The sequence below is a fragment of the Zhongshania borealis genome (assembly GCF_039539625.1).
Taxonomy (GTDB): Bacteria; Pseudomonadota; Gammaproteobacteria; order Pseudomonadales; family Spongiibacteraceae; genus Spongiibacter; species Spongiibacter borealis.
Genome location: NZ_BAABDM010000002.1, coordinates 84,183 through 101,744 on the forward strand (window position 1 = coordinate 84,183; position 17,562 = coordinate 101,744).

Sequence of the window (17,562 nt, forward strand, 5' to 3'; positions counted from 1 at the left end):
GGATACTTATCTACGTACGTGAGATAGCGGGGGCGAAGTCGACTTAGCCCCCGCATTCATCAAAGAACAACAAAACAAGCAAATCCGCCCAAATGTGAGGGGTTTTAAATAAGCTCGAAGTCTCCTTTCACGCTCACAGTAAACAATTGGTTTTAATCCCCTTCGCTCTCGCCGCCCCAGCACTAGCCGCGACACCCTTAAACAGGGATAATACGCGGCCTTGTTTCGCTCCAGAGAGTTAGCCCCACGCCATGAAAGAGAAAGTTGCCGCACATATCAGTCAGGCCCTGCAAACACTGCGCAGCGCCCACGCTTGGCCAGCGGATCTGGTGACAAATATTCAGGTGGAGCATACCCGCGACAAGGCCCACGGCGATTTCGCTAGCAATATCGCGATGACCTTGGCCAAGCCTTTAAAGTCGAACCCCCGCGCCATTGCCCAGCTGATTGTTGATGCCCTGCCCGAGACCAGCGATATTGTTAAAGTCGACATCGCTGGCCCCGGCTTTATTAACTTCTTCGTTGACGAAGCCAGCAACTATCAGGTTTTACACGACATTTTCGCCCAAGGTGACGAATTCGGTCGCCACGCCAGCCGCAATAAGTCAGTACAGGTGGAGTTTGTTTCTGCCAACCCAACAGGCCCTCTGCACGTTGGCCACGGTCGCGGCGCAGCTTACGGCGCCAGTGTCGCCAACATGTTGGAAGCCGCCGGTTACGACGTATGCAGGGAATACTATGTCAACGACGCTGGCCGCCAGATGGACATCCTTGGCACCAGTGTGTGGCTGCGCTATTTGCAAGCCTGTGGCGAGACCATCACCTTCCCGAGTAATGGCTATCAGGGTGACTATATTGCTGACTACGGTCGCGAGTTACTGGCGGAACACGGCGAGATATTGCGCCACGCCGCAGCCGAAGTGTTCGCAAGTGTTTGCGACGACGCCCCCGAGGGTGACAAAGAAAAGCACATCGACGGCCTAATAAACCGCGCCAAAATCCTGCTCGGCGACAATTATCAAATTGCCTTCGATAAGGGTTTAAACGCCATTCTTGGCGACATCCGCAGCGACTTGGTGGAATTCGGCATTGAATACCAGCAGTGGTTTTCTGAGCGCAGCCTGACCCACGATCCCGATCAGGTCGCCCGCGCCATCGCCAAGCTGCAAGATAACGGCTTTATTGAAGAGCGCGACGGCGCCCTGTGGTTTATGTCTACCTGTTTTGGCGACGACAAAGACCGCGTAGTGAAACGCGACAACGGCCAAACCACCTATTTCGCCTCAGACATTGCCTACCACCTCAACAAATTTGAGCGCGGCTTCGACACCGTGGTCAATATTTGGGGCGCGGATCACCACGGCTATATCTGCCGCGTAAAAGCTGCGTTGCAGGCCATGGGTATTGATCCCGAAAGATTGGTGGTGCGGCTCGTGCAGTTTGTATCGCTGTATCGCGGCGACCAACAAGTGCAAATGTCGACCCGTTCGGGTTCATTTGTAACCCTGCGCGAACTGCGTGAAGACGTCGGCAACGACGCCGCGCGCTTCTTCTATATTATGCGCAAAGCCGACCAAGCCACTGATTTCGATTTGGAACTCGCCAAGTCTGAAACCAAAGACAACCCCGTTTACTATATTCAATACGCCCACGCCCGCGTTGCCAGTATTCTGCGCAAACTTCAGGAACAGGGTGAAACATGGACACCGGCATCTGGCTTAGCGAATCTCGCTCAATTGAATAACGACGCCGAGAAAGACCTTTTAGTAAAATTGTCACGCTACCCTGAGACACTGGCCAGCGCCGCCGAACATTTTGAGCCTCACAGCTTGGCGCACTATCTGCGCGAATTGGCCGGCGATTTTCACACCTATTACAACGCGCACAAAATGCTCGGCGAAGACGCCGCCGTGCGCGACGCTCGTCTTGCGCTAGCCTGCGCAGTACAACAAGTATTGCGCAATGGCCTGCGCTTATTGGGCGTGTCGGCACCGGAGGAAATGTAAGGCATGGCACAAGCTCCTAAAAAAACCAGCCGTGGCGCGACGCGCAGCCCGGCCAACAACGGCCTGCCCGCATCGGTATTGCTGGGCACCGGCTTTATTGCCGGGGTAATCTGCTCAATACTGGTGTTTAGCGCAATCAGCAAACAACCGCACAATGAAGTGAGCGTTGCCGCGGCCAAGTCTGCCGCCGAAGCCAAGGTCAAAGCCGACCGCAAAGAAGTAACCACCAATACCAAATTCGATTTCTTTACGCTGCTACCTGAGCGTGAAGTCATTGTGAATGAAGAGCGTCCCGCTCCTAAACCAGCACCCAAGGCAGCCGCTCCGAAAAACGAGCGCCCGCCTGTTGAGGCCAAGCCCGACGAGAATATGGAGAAATATATTCTGCAGGCCGGCTCATTCCGCCAAGGCGCAGATGCCGACCGTCGCCGCGCGCAAATCTTGTTGCTGGGTCTCGACGCCAAGGTTGAATCGGTAGAAGCCAATGGCGAGCGCTGGCACCGGGTCTATGTCGGGCCATTCCAGTCACACAACACCTTGAGCGATGCCCGCAGCAAGCTGATCAACGAAAGCATTGATACGCTGGTTATTCGCCAAAAAAATTAAGTAGCGGCCTCAAGGGCCTCAGCAAAACTGTCACACCACAAGCAAACACACTGCTTAATTAAGGCCCTTGAAAACATCAAGGGCTACCCCCACTAACCCTGTTCACACCCGCTTTTCCCTATCAATTATAAGGAGTCCCGCGTGGAACAGTTTCGCGGCACCACAATACTCTCGGTTCGCCGAAATAATCAGGTCGTTATCGGTGGCGATGGCCAGGTCACCATGGGCAATACCGTGATGAAGGGCAATGCCCGCAAAGTCCGTCGCCTCTACAAAGAACAAGTACTGGCTGGATTTGCTGGCGGCACCGCCGATGCCTTTACCCTGTTTGAACTCTTTGAAGTTCAGCTCGAAAAACATTCCGGCAAACTCACCAAAGCCGCCGTTGAACTCGCCAAGGCCTGGCGCAGTGAGCGCTCGCTACGCCAGTTAGAAGCGCTGCTCATTGTTGCCGACAAAGAAACCACCTTGGTGATTAGCGGCAATGGCGACGTCATCGAGCCTGAAGACAATATGATTGCCATTGGCTCCGGCGGCTCCTTTGCTACGGCTGCCGCCCGCGCGCTAATGGACAACACCGAGCTAAGCGCCGGTGATATCGTCGAAAAAGGCCTGACCATCGCGGGTGATATTTGCATCTACACCAATCACAGCCGCACCATTGAATCTTTGGAATACTAGCGCCCAAGGGCGCCTTCGGAGTCTCCATGTCGACCATGACACCCCGTGAAATCGTTCACGAATTAGATAAACACATTGTTGGCCAAAGTGATGCCAAGCGCGCTGTGGCAATTGCCCTGCGCAACCGTTGGCGGCGCATGCAGCTTAGCGAAGATCTGCGCGACGAAATCACCCCCAAGAACATTTTAATGATTGGCCCCACCGGCGTCGGTAAAACCGAAATCGCCCGGCGCCTCGCCAAGCTCGCCAACGCCCCCTTCATTAAAGTGGAAGCCACAAAGTTTACTGAAGTGGGCTATGTTGGCCGCGACGTCGAATCCATTATTCGCGACCTCGTCGATGTCTCGATCAAACTCTATCGCGAACAAGCCATGGAACAAGTCGCCCACCGCGCCGCCGACGCCGCTGAAGAGCGCATTCTCGACGCCCTACTGCCACCGGCACGCGGCGAGAACACCGAGGAAGAACGCAACACCACCACGCGCCAGCTCTTCCGCAAAAAGCTTCGCGAAGGTGAATTAGACGAGCGCGAGATTGAAATCGAACTGAACGCCACACCGGTCGGTGTTGAAATCATGGCCCCACCGGGCATGGAAGAAATGACCAGCCAACTGCAGGGCATGTTCTCTAAAATGGGCAGTGATCGTAAAAAGACCCGCCGCCTAACGGTAAAAGCCGCTGCCAAACAGTTGCAAGACGAAGAAGCCGCCAAGCTCGTCAATGAAGAAGAACTCAAAGCCCGCGCAGTAGAAGCCGCCGAGCAGAACGGTATTGTGTTTATTGACGAGATCGACAAAGTCGCCAAGCGCCAAGAAACCGGTGGCGCCGATGTGTCCCGCGAGGGCGTACAGCGCGATCTACTGCCCCTGATCGAGGGTTGCACGGTGAGCACCAAGCACGGCGTAATTCGTACCGACCACATCCTGTTTGTGGCCTCTGGCGCCTTCCACCTCAGCAAACCCTCAGACTTAATTCCAGAGCTACAGGGTCGCCTGCCGATTCGCGTGGAACTGTCAGCATTAACGCCTGAAGACTTTGAGCGCATCCTCACCGAGCCGCATGCCTCACTGACCGAGCAGTATCAAGCCCTGCTGGCAACCGAAGGCCTGAGCATCGAGTTCACCGCCGACGGCATCCGCCGCATCGCCGAAACCGCCTGGGAAGTGAACGAGCGTACCGAAAACATCGGCGCCCGTCGTTTGCACACCATGCTTGAGCGCCTACTGGAGAGTATTTCGTTTGACGCTGGCGACATCAAAGACGCCGTCAAAATTGATGCCGACTACGTGAATGAGCAACTGGGTGAATTGGCGAAAGATGAAGATTTGAGCCGATTTATTCTCTGACACGCAAAACGCGCCACGGGAGACGGAAAACGCTGTTACTGAATTTGCGTCTCCCGTCTCCCGTCCAGCATCTAGCCACCAACGGACACCACCATGAGCCAAGCGCCCACTGATATTAAATTTCGTAAGCAGTCCCAACAGCTAGAGCTGACTTACGCCAATGGCGAGCAGTTTGCGCTGAACAGTGAGTTTTTGCGGGTGCATTCACCCTCGGCAGAAGTGCGCGGACACGGTGCAGGGCAGGAGACACTGCAAACTGGCAAAATGCATGTGCAGATTACTGAGCTGATTCCAGTGGGTAATTACGCACTGCAATTGGTGTTTAGTGACGGCCACGACAGCGGTATTTACTCATGGGTATATTTGCGGGAATTATGTGAGACCAAGGACGCGAAGTGGGAGGCGTATTTGCAGAAGCTCCACGATGCAAAAGCCAGCCGCGACCCCGACCAACAGGTCGTTAAGTTCTTTGGTTAAGCAATTGATCACAGAGAACCACAAACGCTAGTCACGTAACACAATTTGCGGGTTCAGGTTCACACCGCCGTCTTCTTCTAAGACGCCGATATTAATTCCGGTAGAATTCTCAACCACCACTAGCGGCGGCTCAAAACTGGGGTGACGAATAAACTTTAGCTGCCAGCCAAAGTTCTCGATGCGACGCAAGGCGATTTTTTGCATATCGGTCAACATCGTCAATACATCATCTGGTACCACAGGCGTCGCTCTACGCTTGTCATGCATCCTGTCCATATGGCGTACCTATTTGTAGTTCATAGCGACTTAACAGTAATGCTAAGCCGCGACAAGCACCAGTTGGGATTCACCGTATTGACTTTGAACAAAGCCGCCGTTTAAAGGTTTTCCTCAGCAAAGGCAGCCAGCCGTGAGCGCTCAATGCCGTTGACGTGCATAACCCCGGCGTGCTCAAAATGTTTACACTTTTCAACCAGATAGGTTAAACCCGAGGTCAGCGGCGAAATGTATTTATTGTCGATCTGCGCCAAATTACCCAGCACCACAATCTTTGAATTTACCCCCACCCGAGTAATGATCGACTTCAACTGAAATTGCGTCAGACTTTGGGCCTCATCAATCACGATATACGCGTTATTAAATGAGCGGCCCCGCATAAAATTCAACGACTTAAACTGGATATTGGCCTTGTCCTTCACATATTCAATGCTGCTATACGGCGACTCATCACTGCCGTGCAAAACCTCTAAATTATCCTCAAAGGCCGCCAACCACGGCGCCATTTTTTCCTCTTCAGTGCCCGGTAAAAAGCCAATATCCTCAGCCATGGGCGGCGTTGAACGCGCCACAATCATTTTGTCGTAACGTTTTTCTTCCAGTATCGCGTGCAGACCATAGGCCAAGGCGATCAGTGTTTTACCCGAGCCCGCGGGGCCTGTCATCACCGTCATGTCGATATGGCTTTGCGCAATAAGATAAAAAGCCATGGCTTGCTCAAAATTACGCGGGCTCAAACCCCACATCCGCTGATGCATTAGCTGATCGCGGCTTAGGTCAAACAACTCCAGTTTTTTCTCATCAACCGTGCGCACCATGCCGACAAAATCATTGTCGTCGTAGACAAATTGATTGATGTGGGCCTTGGGCAATAATTCGCGATTGAGTATATGAATGGTTTGACTGCCCTCGCGCAGGGTATCGACCTTGTCGACGCTCTCCCACAAGGTACCCGCCAAATGCTCATAGCCCTTGGCCATATACTGAATGTCTTCCAGTACCCGGTCTTTGCGATAATCCTCAACGTTTTCAAGACCCGAGCCCTTGGCCTTGAGGCGCATATTAATGTCTTTGGTCACCAGGCAAACATAGGCGCCGGGATTTTTTACCTGCAGATGCAGGGCAACATTAATAATGCGATTGTCGTTGGCTTGCTGCTGGCTGCCGTCCAAATACGGCGCGGCGGTGTCGTGATTAATCAGCTGGTCGGGGAAAATCGCCAAGCTGCCGACTTGATCTTCATTACGCGCCGACGGGATCGGCACGCCCTCTTGAATCGCCTTAGGGCTGGCGTTAAAGAGAATTTTATCAATCGCATTAATAGCGATTCGCGCCTCGCGACTCACGTCTTTGTCGCGCCTGTCCTTGATGTGATCGAGTTCCTCCAGCACTGTCATCGGGATCACCACCCGATGTTCTTTAAAGGCGCTTAGCGCCATTGGGTCATGCAATAGAACGTTGGTATCAAGAACAAAGATTTTTTCCATAGGAGACTCTCTGTTAGGAACATCGACAAAAATCGGCACAGTATCGTCTTCAAGCCATGAAGCTGATAAGACCGGGGAAACCACAAGGGGCGAAAATACAGTAGGCGTGCAAGGTGTTCAAAAAGGAGGGTAAAAAACACTGGCGACGGCGCAGCATGGGCGCGGAGCGCAAAAGGGGAATTACTGTCAGCCCGAGGGCAATAAGCGTTTGGCGGCAACAGCCCGCTCCATACATCACAGCGTAGCTTGATTATTAAAAGCGATGGCCATCATTGTCAACCGTTATTACTTTGATATCGGAAGACTCAGCAACGCATTTCCGCTACCCTGTACCCCTTTTTAGCGACCCGAATACAGGTACCAAGCCTCCATGCTCGACAAAAATGCCCTGCAGCAGCTCCGCCAACTAAAAACCCATATCATTGACACCAAAGACCAAGGTGAGGGCGAAGTTCGCGGCAGTCAGCGCCGCTTCGGTTTTGTCCGCCTAGACGACAAACGCGACGTATTCCTCGCGCCAGATGATATGCAGCGGGTATTCCCCGGTGACCGGGTTAAAATCACCGTGCACACCGACGACAAGGGAAAATTTAAAGCCGAGCTAGAAAAGCTGATCGACAGCCCGCTGGACTGCTTTACCGGTCGCTACGTGGTGCGCGGCCAAGGCCATTTTGTTGAGCCCGATCTACCACGCTTCAATAAATTACTGTTTATTCCACCGTCACAGCGTAAAAAATGCGCGGAAGGCGACTTGCTGTACTGCCAAGTGGCACAACACCCGTTCAAAGACGGCAAATCGCAGGTCAAAGTATTAGAAAACATCGGCAGTCCAGATCAGCCCGGCATTGAAGGCAAATACACCCAGCGTAAATTCAAGCTGCCCCGCGATTGGCCAGCCAGCGCAGGTATCACCGAAGACGTTTATTTAAACGACCGCGAAGACCTCCGCGAACTGCCCTTCGTAACCATCGACGCCGCAGAAACCCGCGACTTAGACGACGCGCTGTGGGCACAAAGCAACGATAAAGGCTGGCTGCTAAAAGTGGCCGTCGCCGACCCCGGCGCGGTTATTGCCCCCGGCAGCCCAATCGATCTCGCCGCGAAGCTGCGCGCCAGTAGTGTTTACCTGCCGGGCTTTAATCAGCCCATGATGCCCAACTCCGTCTCGCAAGGTGCCTGCTCGCTCCTCGCCAATGAAGACCGCCCGGCAATCGTCTGCACCATGCAAATCAGCACCGACGGCGCTATCAGCGACGTTCAATTCAGCGAAGCGCTAATCCACTCCCAAGGCAAGCTGAGCTACAACGACGTACACGCAGACATTCACGGCGAAATGGATTTAGCGCTGCCCAGCCTAAAAGATCTGTACACCGCCAGCCAGGCACTGAATAAGTATCGCCGCGAACACCATATCGTGATGCCCGAGCAGGCAGACTTCCATTTTCAGCTAAATGAACAGCGTAAAATCGAAGCCATTGTTAAAGTTGAACGCAACGACGCACATCGCCTTGTGGAAGAGTGCATGCTCGCCGCCAACCGCAGCGCCGCCGAGTGGTTGGGCGACGACCCAGCGCTATTCGTGAGTCATGCAGGCCTACGTGAAGATCGCCTAGACAATGTTCGCAAAGTCATGGCCAAAGAATTACCCGAACTAGGTGACTGCGACATAAGCACCTTAGCCGGCTACAAAGCACTGATTAAAGCCTGCGACACCAGTAGCTCAAGCTTACCGCTACGCAGCACCTTTGCACGCATGCTACAGCCCGGCACCATCAGCGCCGAAGCAGCACCACACTTTGGTCTTGGTCTAGAGCGCTACACCACATTCACCTCGCCACTGCGTAAATACAGCGACCTGATCGTGCAACGTTGCATCCGCGCCAAACTGCGCGGGGAAACCATCCAGCGCCCAGACGAAGACACCGCAACAGCCCTGCAAGACGCAATACGCAACGGCCGCCAAGCCAGCAACCAAATGGAACAGTGGCTGCAATACCAATACCTAGCAACCAACACCAGCGACACCGTCTACCCAGCCCGCATCGCCCACGTCAACGGCGGCGGCTTCACCGTAGAGCTCGAAGACCTCGGCATAAACGGCTTTGTAGAAGCCCGCACCATACCCGAAAAACTCAGCTTCGACGCCGACACCCTGCGCCTATACAACGACCACAACAGCTACCAGCTAGAACAAAAGGTAAATGTAAAAGTATCTGAGCTAGATGATTTTCAGCGGAAGCTAATGTTTATATTGGCTTGAAGCTGCGTTTAAGGGGCGCCTCTATAGTGGGCGCCCGACTCCTCACTCGACGTCGCCCTGTACCTCCCTTGTTTATTCGACACTTTTACAAAAGCGAAGACCTGATACCACTGCACCCTGTAAAGGCAAGATACCCGATCGGAGTAGGGTATGACGAAGCAGCGGGGTCTTGCATGACGAGCTAGCGGAGCCGGCTGTGACGATTAGCGTGGACATGGCACAACCCCACAATTTCCGTCATCCTTGCGAACGCGAGGATCTCATACCACTGCACGTTGTACCGGCAAGATACCCGATCGGGGTCGGGTATGACGTGGTGGCGGAGTCAGGCATGACGCAACTCCACAATTATCGTCATCCTTGCGAACGCGAGGATCTCATACCACTGCACGTTGTACCGACAAGATACCCGATCCGGGTCGGGTATGACGAAGCAGCGGAGTCGGGTATGACGAATGTGGTGGGCGTGCCACAGTGTGGGCATGACACAACATTACAATCATCGTCATCCTTGCGAATGCGAGGATCTAATACCACTGCACGCTGAAACGGCAAGATATCCGATCGGTGTCGGGTATAACGAGTTTGGGGTGTTTGCCGAATGCGCTGGGTATTGCGAATAGCGTGGGTATTACGGAGAACTAATCAATCACCCCTCCGCAAACCCATCTGGATTCCCGCTCTGCCAACGCCACGTATCCGCCATCATCTGCTCTAGCGTTCGCCCGGCAACCCAATTTAACTCTCGCTTCGCCTTATCGGCATTCGCCCAAAACGCAGGTAAATCACCGCTGCGGCGCGGCGCAATTTTATAGGGTACCGCCTGCCCAGTAACGGTCTCAAACGCCTTCACCATATCCAGCACCGACACACCCTGCCCAGTACCTAGATTAAACGCATGCAAACCCGGTTTTTCCAAAGCAAGAAGCGACTGGCAATGCCCTTCGGCCAAATCCACCACATGCAGGTAATCGCGCTGACAAGTACCATCTGGCGTCTCGTAGTCATCACCAAATATCGCCAACTCGGCTAATTTACCAACAGCAACACGCGCAATAAAGGGCATTAAATTATTAGGAATGCCCTTAGGGTCCTCACCAATCAAACCCGACTCATGAGCACCAATAGGGTTGAAATAACGCAGCGCAGCAATCGCCCAGCGAGAATCCGACACACACAGATCAGCCAAAATCCGCTCGACTACAGCTTTAGACGCGCCATAGGGGCTAGAGGGCTGGCCCAATGCCATTGTCTCAACATAAGGCACCGGCGCATCTGGCCCATACACCGTGGCAGAGGAGCTAAATACCAGTTTAAACACGCCAGCATCAGCCATCGCCTGACACAACACCATCGTGCCATGCACATTATTCTCGTAATAACGAATAGGCTGCTCAACACTCTCACCCACCGCCTTTAAACCAGCAAAATGAATAACAGCATCAATAGCGTGATCAGAAAATACCGCTGCCATCGCAAGCGGATCGCGAACATCGGCGTTAACAAAAACCGGAGACTTACCGCAAATAGTTTCAATACGAGGCAAAACAGCTATATTGCTGTTCACCAAATTATCAACAATCACTACTCCGTAACCGGCATTAAGCAACTCGACTACAGTATGACTGCCAATATACCCGGCACCACCGGTAACAAGAATCGTCTCCATACACCCACATCCGCTGTAAAAAGCGTAATGGTAATGCAAAACACTAGAAGATAACTAATAAAGAGAGAGGCCGTGATAAATCAACGGTAAACGCACGCAAAATACCCAGTTAAGGCCGAGCAGAGATATAAATTAACTAGAGTTTAACCGTTTTAATTATCGTCGCCCCTACGAATGCTTGTCACCGCCACCCTTTTGAACGCTCATCACCGTCATCCTTGCGAAAGCGAGGATCTAATACCACCGCACGCTGTAACCACAAGATACCCGATCGGGGTCGGGCATGACGAAAGCCCACATCACCGTCATCCTTGCGAACGCGAGGATCTCATACCACCGCACGCTGTAACCACAAGATACCCGATCGGGGTCGGGCATGACGAAAGCCCACACACCCGTCATCCTTGCGAATGCGAGGATCTCCTACCACCGCACTCTGCAACTGCAAGATACCCGATCGGGGTCAGGTATAACGAAGTTGGGGGAGTCGGGTATGACGAAGCAACGGAGTCAGCATGACGTGGTAGCGGGGCCGGCTGTGGCGAATAGCATGGGCATTGCGCAACTCCCAATCACCGTCATCCTTGCGAACGCGAGGATCTTATACCACTACACTCCGACCCCGACCAATACCATAATAGGCAATACCATAAGCCTCTAACATTTCAGGCTCATACAAGTTACGGCCATCAATAATAACCGGATGCTTTAAATGCGCTTTAAGCACCTCAAAATCTGGCGCCTTAAAGGCATTCCACTCAGTACACACCACCAACGCATCTGCACCAATCAACGCGGCCTCTTTCGTGCCCATCAAGCTCAAATCTGCACGCGTACCATAGATACGCTGTGCTTCGTTCATGGCCTCGGGATCAAAGGCTTGCACGGTCGCGCCCGCCGCCCACAGTTTTTCCATCAACACTCGGCTTGGCGCATCACGCATATCATCAGTATTCGGCTTAAAGGACAAACCCCACAACGCTATACGCTTACCCGCCAAATCGCCCTTAAAATACGAATGAACATGAGCAAACAACTTATCTTTCTGACGGCTATTTACCTGCTCAACTGACTTCAACAAAGCCGGCACATAACCCACTTTCTCAGCCGTTTTCACCAAGGCCTGCACGTCTTTCGGGAAACAAGATCCGCCATAACCACAACCAGGATAAATAAAGTGATAACCAATACGCGGATCAGAACCAATCCCTTGACGCACCTTTTCAATATCCGCGCCCAGCAACTCGGCTAAATTCGACATTTCATTCATAAAACTAATCTTGGTCGCCAACATGCAGTTAGCGGCGTATTTCGTCAGCTCCGCCGAACGCACATCCATCACAATCATCCGCTCATGATTACGGTTAAACGGCGCGTACAACTCCCGCATTTTTTCTTCAACGGCAGGGCTATCCGTGCCAATCACAATCCGGTCTGGCCGCTGACAATCAGCCACTGCCGCGCCCTCTTTTAAAAACTCAGGATTAGACACAACATCAAAGCCAATCTCCACACCACGCTCGGCTAGCACTGCAGCAACACAAGCACTCACCTTATCTGCCGTGCCAACCGGCACAGTCGACTTATCGACAATTATCTTGGGAAAATCCATATAGGTAGCGATGGTCTTAGCCACCGCCAACACATACTGCAAATCAGCAGAGCCATCTTCATCGGGCGGTGTACCTACCGCAATAAATTGAATACGGCCATGTTTAACACCTAGTTCCGCTTCGGTAGTAAAAACCAAGCGACCAGCTTCATAGTTACGTTGTACCAGTGGTGTTAATCCTGGTTCGAATATCGGAATTACACCTTTTTTAAGATTCTCGACACGCTCTGCATTAACATCAACACACACCACATCGTGACCAACCTCAGCCAAAACTGCAGCTTGCACAAGACCGACATAACCAATACCAAAAACGGTAACTTTCATCGAATTAGACCAAAATAAGCTTAATTAGCGCAGAAGTGTATCACAGAGAATAGGAGGCAAGATGACGTATAAATCAAAGAATATTGGCTGCTCAGCGGTGGGATTGATGAGAATCTTTACCCCGTCGCTCCTGCGAAGGCAGGGGCCCATCTCAGCAACGGAGCGCAAAAATAAGCTACCGGCCTATAACTAAGCCTTCGGCACTCTTCCATACCTATCTTCAAAGCGCACTATATCGTCTTCACCCAAATACGAGCCCGACTGCACTTCAATTAACTCCAGCGGAATCACCCCTGGGTTTTCTAACGCATGCACAACCCCAACCGGAATATAGGTCGATTGGTTTTCAGTAAGCATTATCTCTTTATCACCATTGGTTACCTTGGCGGTACCCGACACCACAATCCAATGCTCGGCGCGGTGGTGATGCATTTGCACCGACAGCTTCGCCCCCGGCTTTACGGTAATCCGCTTAACCTGATACCGCTCACCATTGTCGATAGAGTCGTAAACACCCCAGGGCCGGTAAACATGACGATGCTGGGAAACCTCACTGCGATTCTGCGCTTTTAAAGCCTCAACAATCTTTTTAACATCCTGTACCTGGTCTTTAGCGGCAATCAATACTGCATCGTTAGTCTCAACCACCATATTGCCTAAACCCACCGTGGCCACAAAAGATGCTCAGCGCGAATATAAGAATTAACGGTATTGTGGCTCAACACATCGCCACGGCTCACATTACCTGATGCGTCTTGGTCGCCAATTTCCCACAGCGAAGACCACGCCCCCACATCACTCCTACCCCCAGAGAGCGGCACCACCACTGCTTTGTCGGTTTTTTCCATCACCGCATAATCAATAGATTCATCTGGGCAGGCCATAAAGGCATCGGCATCTATACGTAAAAAATCTTTATCGCGCTGACGATTCACAAAGGCCTTCTCACAGGCAGTATAAATATCGGGCCTAAACGTCTTTAGCTCATTCAAATACACATCGGCGGCAAACAAGAACATACCGCTATTACAATAACTCTGCGCGGTTACCGCATTCGGCTTCTCAACAAAACGAGAATCCCCGTACGCCCCGCCCTGACCAACTACTTCAGAGCCGCGCTGAATATAGCCATAGCCGGTATGCGCAGACTCGGGAACAATCCCAAAGATAACTAAGCTTCCCGCCTCAGCCTGCACCTAGGCCACTTCAACCGCCGCATGAAACGCCGCCACATCATTAATCACGTGATCTGCCGCCATAATCAGCAACAACGGCGCTTTATCCGCGGCAGACTCAAGCGCATCAAAGGCCGCCAGCGCAATTGGCGGCGCTGCATTACGACCAACAGGCTCTAAAATAATAGAACTTAAATCAGCGCCGAACTGCTGCGCCACCACAAAGCGGTGCTCTTAGTTACAAATAACCGAAGTACTACCTTCACCTAAGCCAGCAACCCGCGCAAGCGTGGCTTGCAGCATGGTGTCCTTTCCCACTACCGATAAAAACTGCTTGGGGAACAAACTACGACTAGGAGGCCATAAACGGCTTCCGCTGCCACCAGCCATAATCACTGCTTTCATAAAATATCCCTAAGTAATCCACATCAATACAAAACCAACTATGCACATCAACACATAGCTACCGGACCCTAACCATAGTTAACAATGAGTAGCTTCAATTTAATTTTTAACGCCATACAGCTAGGGTATTAAAACCTAGACGCTTTTTAACGAAGTAAACCGCCATTAAATTTTGCGCTGCCACCACAACCGCAGTAGATACTGCAGCACCGATAATTCCATAATTCGCAGTTAATAGCCAAGTCAAACTCAATGCAAAGCAACCGGAAATTATCATCAAGTTACGCATATCCCTTTCATAACCCGACATCATCAATAGAAAGCCCACAGATCCCGTTATTGCGTTCACAAACTGCCCTATTGCTAAAATGCGGAGCAAAGGAACTCCCGCAACATATTCGCTTCCGAACATGCTCATAATAAAAGAGGGGAAAATTAACATCATACCAATAAGCGGCAAAGCAAGAACGCTTATCAACTTAACCGATTTAATCGCCAAAATTTCAAGAGACAACATATCACCTTGACGATATAAAGCCGCGAACTGTGGCGCCACTACTAAATTCACTGCAACTAAAACAAAGCTTGAAAGCATTGCGGTTCGTTGCGCAACGGCAAGCAGTGCAACTAAATCGCTCTCCACATAAATTCCTGCAAAAAATTGCCCAGACCACTGGGCCAATTGAGTCATTATCGCCACAACCCATAACGGCATGCAGCTAGAGAAAACCGCCTTCCACGAAACAAAACTTCCAACAATCCTCGGCTTAAAATACCAAAACAACACCACACCGAAAATTGCCGTGAGCATCGCACTAACGCTATAAGCTGAAGCTAAGTACGTCGCTAACGAAACATCTGCGGAGTATACGCAAGCAACTAGAAACAAATTAACTGATATATTTAAAATCCAAATAGACATTGGAATTCGTCGCAGCCCCTGCAAGGCCATTGAAGCAACAGTCAATACCGCGAGGCCAATCACCCCCACCGACATTGCCTGAAGAACGGGATACAGCGCTGGTTTACTAAAGATTACTGTCGCAACATGATAAGAAGCAAAATAAATACCACCAGCACTCAGCGAGCTCACAACTAAAACAATAATCAATGATTTCTGAAAAACGCTAGCTGAATACGCCGAGTCAGAACCAATATATCTTAAAACGGTATTCTCTAGACCCACTCCCGAAAAAACAGCCAGAACAGTAACAACCGAAAATGCTAAAAAATAGTAACCTGACTCCTCAGCGCCCAAGAACTTAGCAATAAAAAATGTAGCCAAAAAAGCGCTAAGCGCACCTAATATTCGTACTGCGAATGCAAAAAAGGAACTTATGATTAGCTCCTTATTCTCATCAATAAAAATTAATTTTGCAATTTTTTCCAACACAACGCAACCCACCCAAATACACCTAACTCCAGTAACTTTTATACATAGAGAACTTTCGACATTGGGCCAAGCTGAAAACATGGTAATTTCGGCCTAGACGATAACCAACATATTTAGCAATCGACGAAAAAAAAGTGACCGGTATATAGTAAAATTTAGATAAACTGCACATATAACGCAGCTGTCCTAAGGCGAACTTCACCCCCTCCCCCTCTACTCCGCCCAGCTCGTCTAACATCCAGCTTTGTGTTGAATGAAACACACCTATATCAAAATATCGTTTAAATTCTTCATTAACAGAATAGTTATGGGAATGCCTAACGCACGCTTCAGCGACATATGCTACCGCTCGGCCTGAGGTAAGGATTCTTGCCGCGACAAAAGAATCTTCCCCCAAAATCAATTTCGACGGAAAGCCACCAACATCGTTGAGCACACTTAAACGGTATGCCGCGAATGAATTAGACATGAAGGCCTTTCGAAACCCCTTCGGATACTCATCACTCAATGTAGTAATGTAGCTTTCATTGCCATAACTATTTTCACGTGCATACTTCGCTAAGGGATTAGCATCGAAGTGAGGCAATTGTCGCCCGTAAACTGCGCCAATTAGTTCATTTTGAAATACCATCAAAAGCTGGGAAATATCCTCTACCCCATTTAGCACTGCATCTTGAGTTAGAAATACAACAAACTCAGTATCAACAAACTCTAGGGCACTAGAGCGCGTCCCTCCATGATCAAAATTAGCCTTATCAATGATATGAACTTCAAATCCAGAATCTAGTGCGATTTGAGCTGTGTTGTCTGTAGAACTAGAGTCAATAACCACTACTTTTGCGGGACACAAGGTCTGGCGTTTAATCGCTAAAATTGCTTCTTGCCACATCGGGCCGGCATTATATGTCGGGATTACAACTGTAAAATTCATTTACACTACGCCTAGTTTTTTAGAAGCACACCACTTAACACCGCCCGCCAATCGCTCGCATCGACTCCGTAATCATGGCTAAGTTTAACTGTACTCAACACTGAATACACAGGCCGCTTCGCTGGGGTTGGGTAATATTGCGTTGCGATGGCATTCACCACCGGTATATTGGTTAAGGCACCCCGCTGGTGAGCTTCCTCAAATATCGCCATGGCAAAGCCGTGCCAGCTCACCGCCTCGTCGCCAGCATAGTGATAAATACCGTAGCGCGCTTCTGCTAGGCCTTGCTTTTCACGCTCGTGCAATTGCCGAGCAACACTGATTAATGCCTGCGCGATATCCCCAGCATAGGTCGGGCAACCCACTTGGTCGGCAACCACGCCGAGCACGTCCCGCTCCTTTGCCAGCCGCAGCATGGTCTTTAAGAAGTTATTGCCATATTCACTAAACACCCAAGCGGTGCGCATAATAATGTATTTTGTCGCATGGCGCTGTATGGCCAACTCGCCATCGAGTTTGGTTTGGCCATAGACCCCAGTTGGGCCGGTTGCATCCGTTTCGATGTAAGGCGTTTGCTGATTACCGTCGAATACGTAGTCAGTAGAAACATGCAATAAGGGGATATCAAACCGGGCGCTGAGCTTAGCCAATGCGGTTGGCCCATCGACATTAATCCGCTGAGCCAATTCGGGCTCAGACTCGGCTTTATCCACCGCGGTATACGCCGCGGCGTTAATAATGGCCGTCACGCCGTTGTTGGCAATGATCTTTTCCAGTACAACGGTGTCATTGATGTCGGCGTCTTGACGGGTCAATAACGTGTGCGGAATTGCTTGTGCACGAAGCTGGTCAGCCAAGCATTGACCCAACTGCCCATTAGCGCCTGTTACCAGCAGATGCATTGCTGTCTG

The 17,562-nt window shown here is 51.1% G+C and carries 18 protein-coding genes; 7 read left to right on the plus strand and 11 right to left on the minus strand.

Features of this window, described 5'->3' with window-relative positions; all coding sequences use genetic code 11:
- Positions 1-251 precede the first annotated feature (251 nt).
- From argS to ABD836_RS06660, 5 genes are all read left to right on the plus strand, one after another.
- Complete coding sequence (gene argS, locus ABD836_RS06640; protein ID WP_344933742.1) at positions 252-2,006, plus strand: arginine--tRNA ligase; 1,755 nt, start codon at positions 252-254, stop codon at positions 2,004-2,006.
- Positions 2,007-2,009: 3 nt separating this feature from the next.
- Positions 2,010-2,612, plus strand: coding sequence for an SPOR domain-containing protein (locus ABD836_RS06645; RefSeq protein ID WP_344933744.1), 603 nt, complete (start codon positions 2,010-2,012; stop codon positions 2,610-2,612).
- 141 nt (positions 2,613-2,753) lie between these two features.
- The gene (hslV, locus tag ABD836_RS06650; RefSeq protein ID WP_008252455.1) at positions 2,754-3,293 is read left to right on the plus strand and encodes an ATP-dependent protease subunit HslV; all 540 of its coding nucleotides are present in this window, start codon (positions 2,754-2,756) and stop codon (positions 3,291-3,293) included.
- A 26-nt stretch (positions 3,294-3,319) separates the two neighbouring features.
- Positions 3,320-4,639, plus strand: a complete 1,320-nt coding sequence (gene hslU / locus ABD836_RS06655; RefSeq protein ID WP_344933749.1) for an ATP-dependent protease ATPase subunit HslU — start codon at positions 3,320-3,322, stop codon at positions 4,637-4,639.
- A 93-nt stretch (positions 4,640-4,732) separates the two neighbouring features.
- Complete coding sequence (locus tag ABD836_RS06660) at positions 4,733-5,116, plus strand: gamma-butyrobetaine hydroxylase family protein (protein WP_344933751.1); 384 nt, start codon at positions 4,733-4,735, stop codon at positions 5,114-5,116.
- Positions 5,117-5,143: 27 nt separating this feature from the next.
- On the opposite strand, the gene ABD836_RS06665 is transcribed toward ABD836_RS06660, so the two are convergent.
- Positions 5,144-5,392, minus strand: coding sequence for a hypothetical protein (locus tag ABD836_RS06665; RefSeq protein WP_344933758.1), 249 nt, complete (start codon positions 5,390-5,392; stop codon positions 5,144-5,146).
- Positions 5,393-5,493: 101 nt separating this feature from the next.
- Positions 5,494-6,879, minus strand: a complete 1,386-nt coding sequence (locus ABD836_RS06670; protein ID WP_344933760.1) for a PhoH family protein — start codon at positions 6,877-6,879, stop codon at positions 5,494-5,496.
- A gap of 370 nt (positions 6,880-7,249) precedes the next feature.
- Between ABD836_RS06670 and ABD836_RS06675 the strand changes: the two genes are divergently transcribed.
- Together ABD836_RS06675 and ABD836_RS06680 are read left to right on the plus strand one after the other, a co-directional pair.
- Positions 7,250-9,139, plus strand: coding sequence for a VacB/RNase II family 3'-5' exoribonuclease (locus tag ABD836_RS06675; protein WP_344933762.1), 1,890 nt, complete (start codon positions 7,250-7,252; stop codon positions 9,137-9,139).
- Between the two features lie 196 nt (positions 9,140-9,335).
- Positions 9,336-9,686, plus strand: coding sequence for a hypothetical protein (locus tag ABD836_RS06680; protein WP_344933764.1), 351 nt, complete (start codon positions 9,336-9,338; stop codon positions 9,684-9,686).
- Positions 9,687-9,788: 102 nt separating this feature from the next.
- On the opposite strand, the gene galE is transcribed toward ABD836_RS06680, so the two are convergent.
- From galE to rfbD, 9 genes are all read right to left on the minus strand, one after another.
- Complete coding sequence (gene galE, locus ABD836_RS06685; RefSeq protein WP_344933766.1) at positions 9,789-10,808, minus strand: UDP-glucose 4-epimerase GalE; 1,020 nt, start codon at positions 10,806-10,808, stop codon at positions 9,789-9,791.
- Between the two features lie 601 nt (positions 10,809-11,409).
- The gene (locus tag ABD836_RS06690) at positions 11,410-12,747 is read right to left on the minus strand and encodes a UDP-glucose dehydrogenase family protein (protein ID WP_344933768.1); all 1,338 of its coding nucleotides are present in this window, start codon (positions 12,745-12,747) and stop codon (positions 11,410-11,412) included.
- Between the two features lie 189 nt (positions 12,748-12,936).
- Positions 12,937-13,422: a cupin domain-containing protein gene (locus tag ABD836_RS19490; protein WP_425583024.1), complete on the minus strand. Its 486-nt coding sequence runs from the start codon at positions 13,420-13,422 to the stop codon at positions 12,937-12,939.
- Positions 13,404-13,943, minus strand: coding sequence for a sugar phosphate nucleotidyltransferase (locus ABD836_RS19555; RefSeq protein ID WP_486389710.1), 540 nt, complete (start codon positions 13,941-13,943; stop codon positions 13,404-13,406). Before ABD836_RS19555 ends, ABD836_RS19490 begins: the two co-directional genes overlap by 19 nt.
- A complete protein-coding gene (locus ABD836_RS19560) occupies positions 13,944-14,144 on the minus strand; it encodes a hypothetical protein (RefSeq protein WP_486389711.1) in 201 nt (66 codons plus the stop codon). It lies immediately after the preceding gene.
- A gap of 12 nt (positions 14,145-14,156) precedes the next feature.
- Entirely contained in the window at positions 14,157-14,327 is a 171-nt protein-coding gene (locus ABD836_RS19565; protein ID WP_486389712.1) for a sugar phosphate nucleotidyltransferase, read from the minus strand.
- 106 nt (positions 14,328-14,433) lie between these two features.
- Positions 14,434-15,720 carry an oligosaccharide flippase family protein gene (locus ABD836_RS06700; protein ID WP_344933770.1) on the minus strand — a complete coding sequence of 429 codons (1,287 nt, stop codon included), beginning with the start codon at positions 15,718-15,720 and terminating at the stop codon, positions 14,434-14,436.
- Between the two features lie 22 nt (positions 15,721-15,742).
- Positions 15,743-16,651, minus strand: coding sequence for a glycosyltransferase family 2 protein (locus ABD836_RS06705; protein ID WP_344933774.1), 909 nt, complete (start codon positions 16,649-16,651; stop codon positions 15,743-15,745).
- An 11-nt stretch (positions 16,652-16,662) separates the two neighbouring features.
- Positions 16,663-17,553 (minus strand): dTDP-4-dehydrorhamnose reductase, encoded by an 891-nt coding sequence (gene rfbD, locus ABD836_RS06710; protein WP_344933778.1) that lies wholly within the window; start codon positions 17,551-17,553, stop codon positions 16,663-16,665.
- Between the last annotated feature and the right edge of the window lie 9 nt (positions 17,554-17,562).

Coding starts and splice junctions, on each gene's coding strand:
- ABD836_RS06670 (WP_344933760.1), bottom strand. CDS start 6,879: ATGGAAAAAATCTTTGTTCTTGATACCAACGTTCTATTGCATGACCCA.
- argS (WP_344933742.1), top strand. CDS start 252: ATGAAAGAGAAAGTTGCCGCACATATCAGTCAGGCCCTGCAAACACTG.
- ABD836_RS06665 (WP_344933758.1), bottom strand. CDS start 5,392: ATGGACAGGATGCATGACAAGCGTAGAGCGACGCCTGTGGTACCAGAT.
- ABD836_RS06645 (WP_344933744.1), top strand. CDS start 2,010: ATGGCACAAGCTCCTAAAAAAACCAGCCGTGGCGCGACGCGCAGCCCG.
- ABD836_RS19565 (WP_486389712.1), bottom strand. CDS start 14,327: ATGAAAGCAGTGATTATGGCTGGTGGCAGCGGAAGCCGTTTATGGCCT.
- ABD836_RS06675 (WP_344933762.1), top strand. CDS start 7,250: ATGCTCGACAAAAATGCCCTGCAGCAGCTCCGCCAACTAAAAACCCAT.
- ABD836_RS06660 (WP_344933751.1), top strand. CDS start 4,733: ATGAGCCAAGCGCCCACTGATATTAAATTTCGTAAGCAGTCCCAACAG.
- ABD836_RS06705 (WP_344933774.1), bottom strand. CDS start 16,651: ATGAATTTTACAGTTGTAATCCCGACATATAATGCCGGCCCGATGTGG.
- galE (WP_344933766.1), bottom strand. CDS start 10,808: ATGGAGACGATTCTTGTTACCGGTGGTGCCGGGTATATTGGCAGTCAT.
- hslU (WP_344933749.1), top strand. CDS start 3,320: ATGTCGACCATGACACCCCGTGAAATCGTTCACGAATTAGATAAACAC.
- rfbD (WP_344933778.1), bottom strand. CDS start 17,553: ATGCATCTGCTGGTAACAGGCGCTAATGGGCAGTTGGGTCAATGCTTG.
- ABD836_RS06690 (WP_344933768.1), bottom strand. CDS start 12,747: ATGAAAGTTACCGTTTTTGGTATTGGTTATGTCGGTCTTGTGCAAGCT.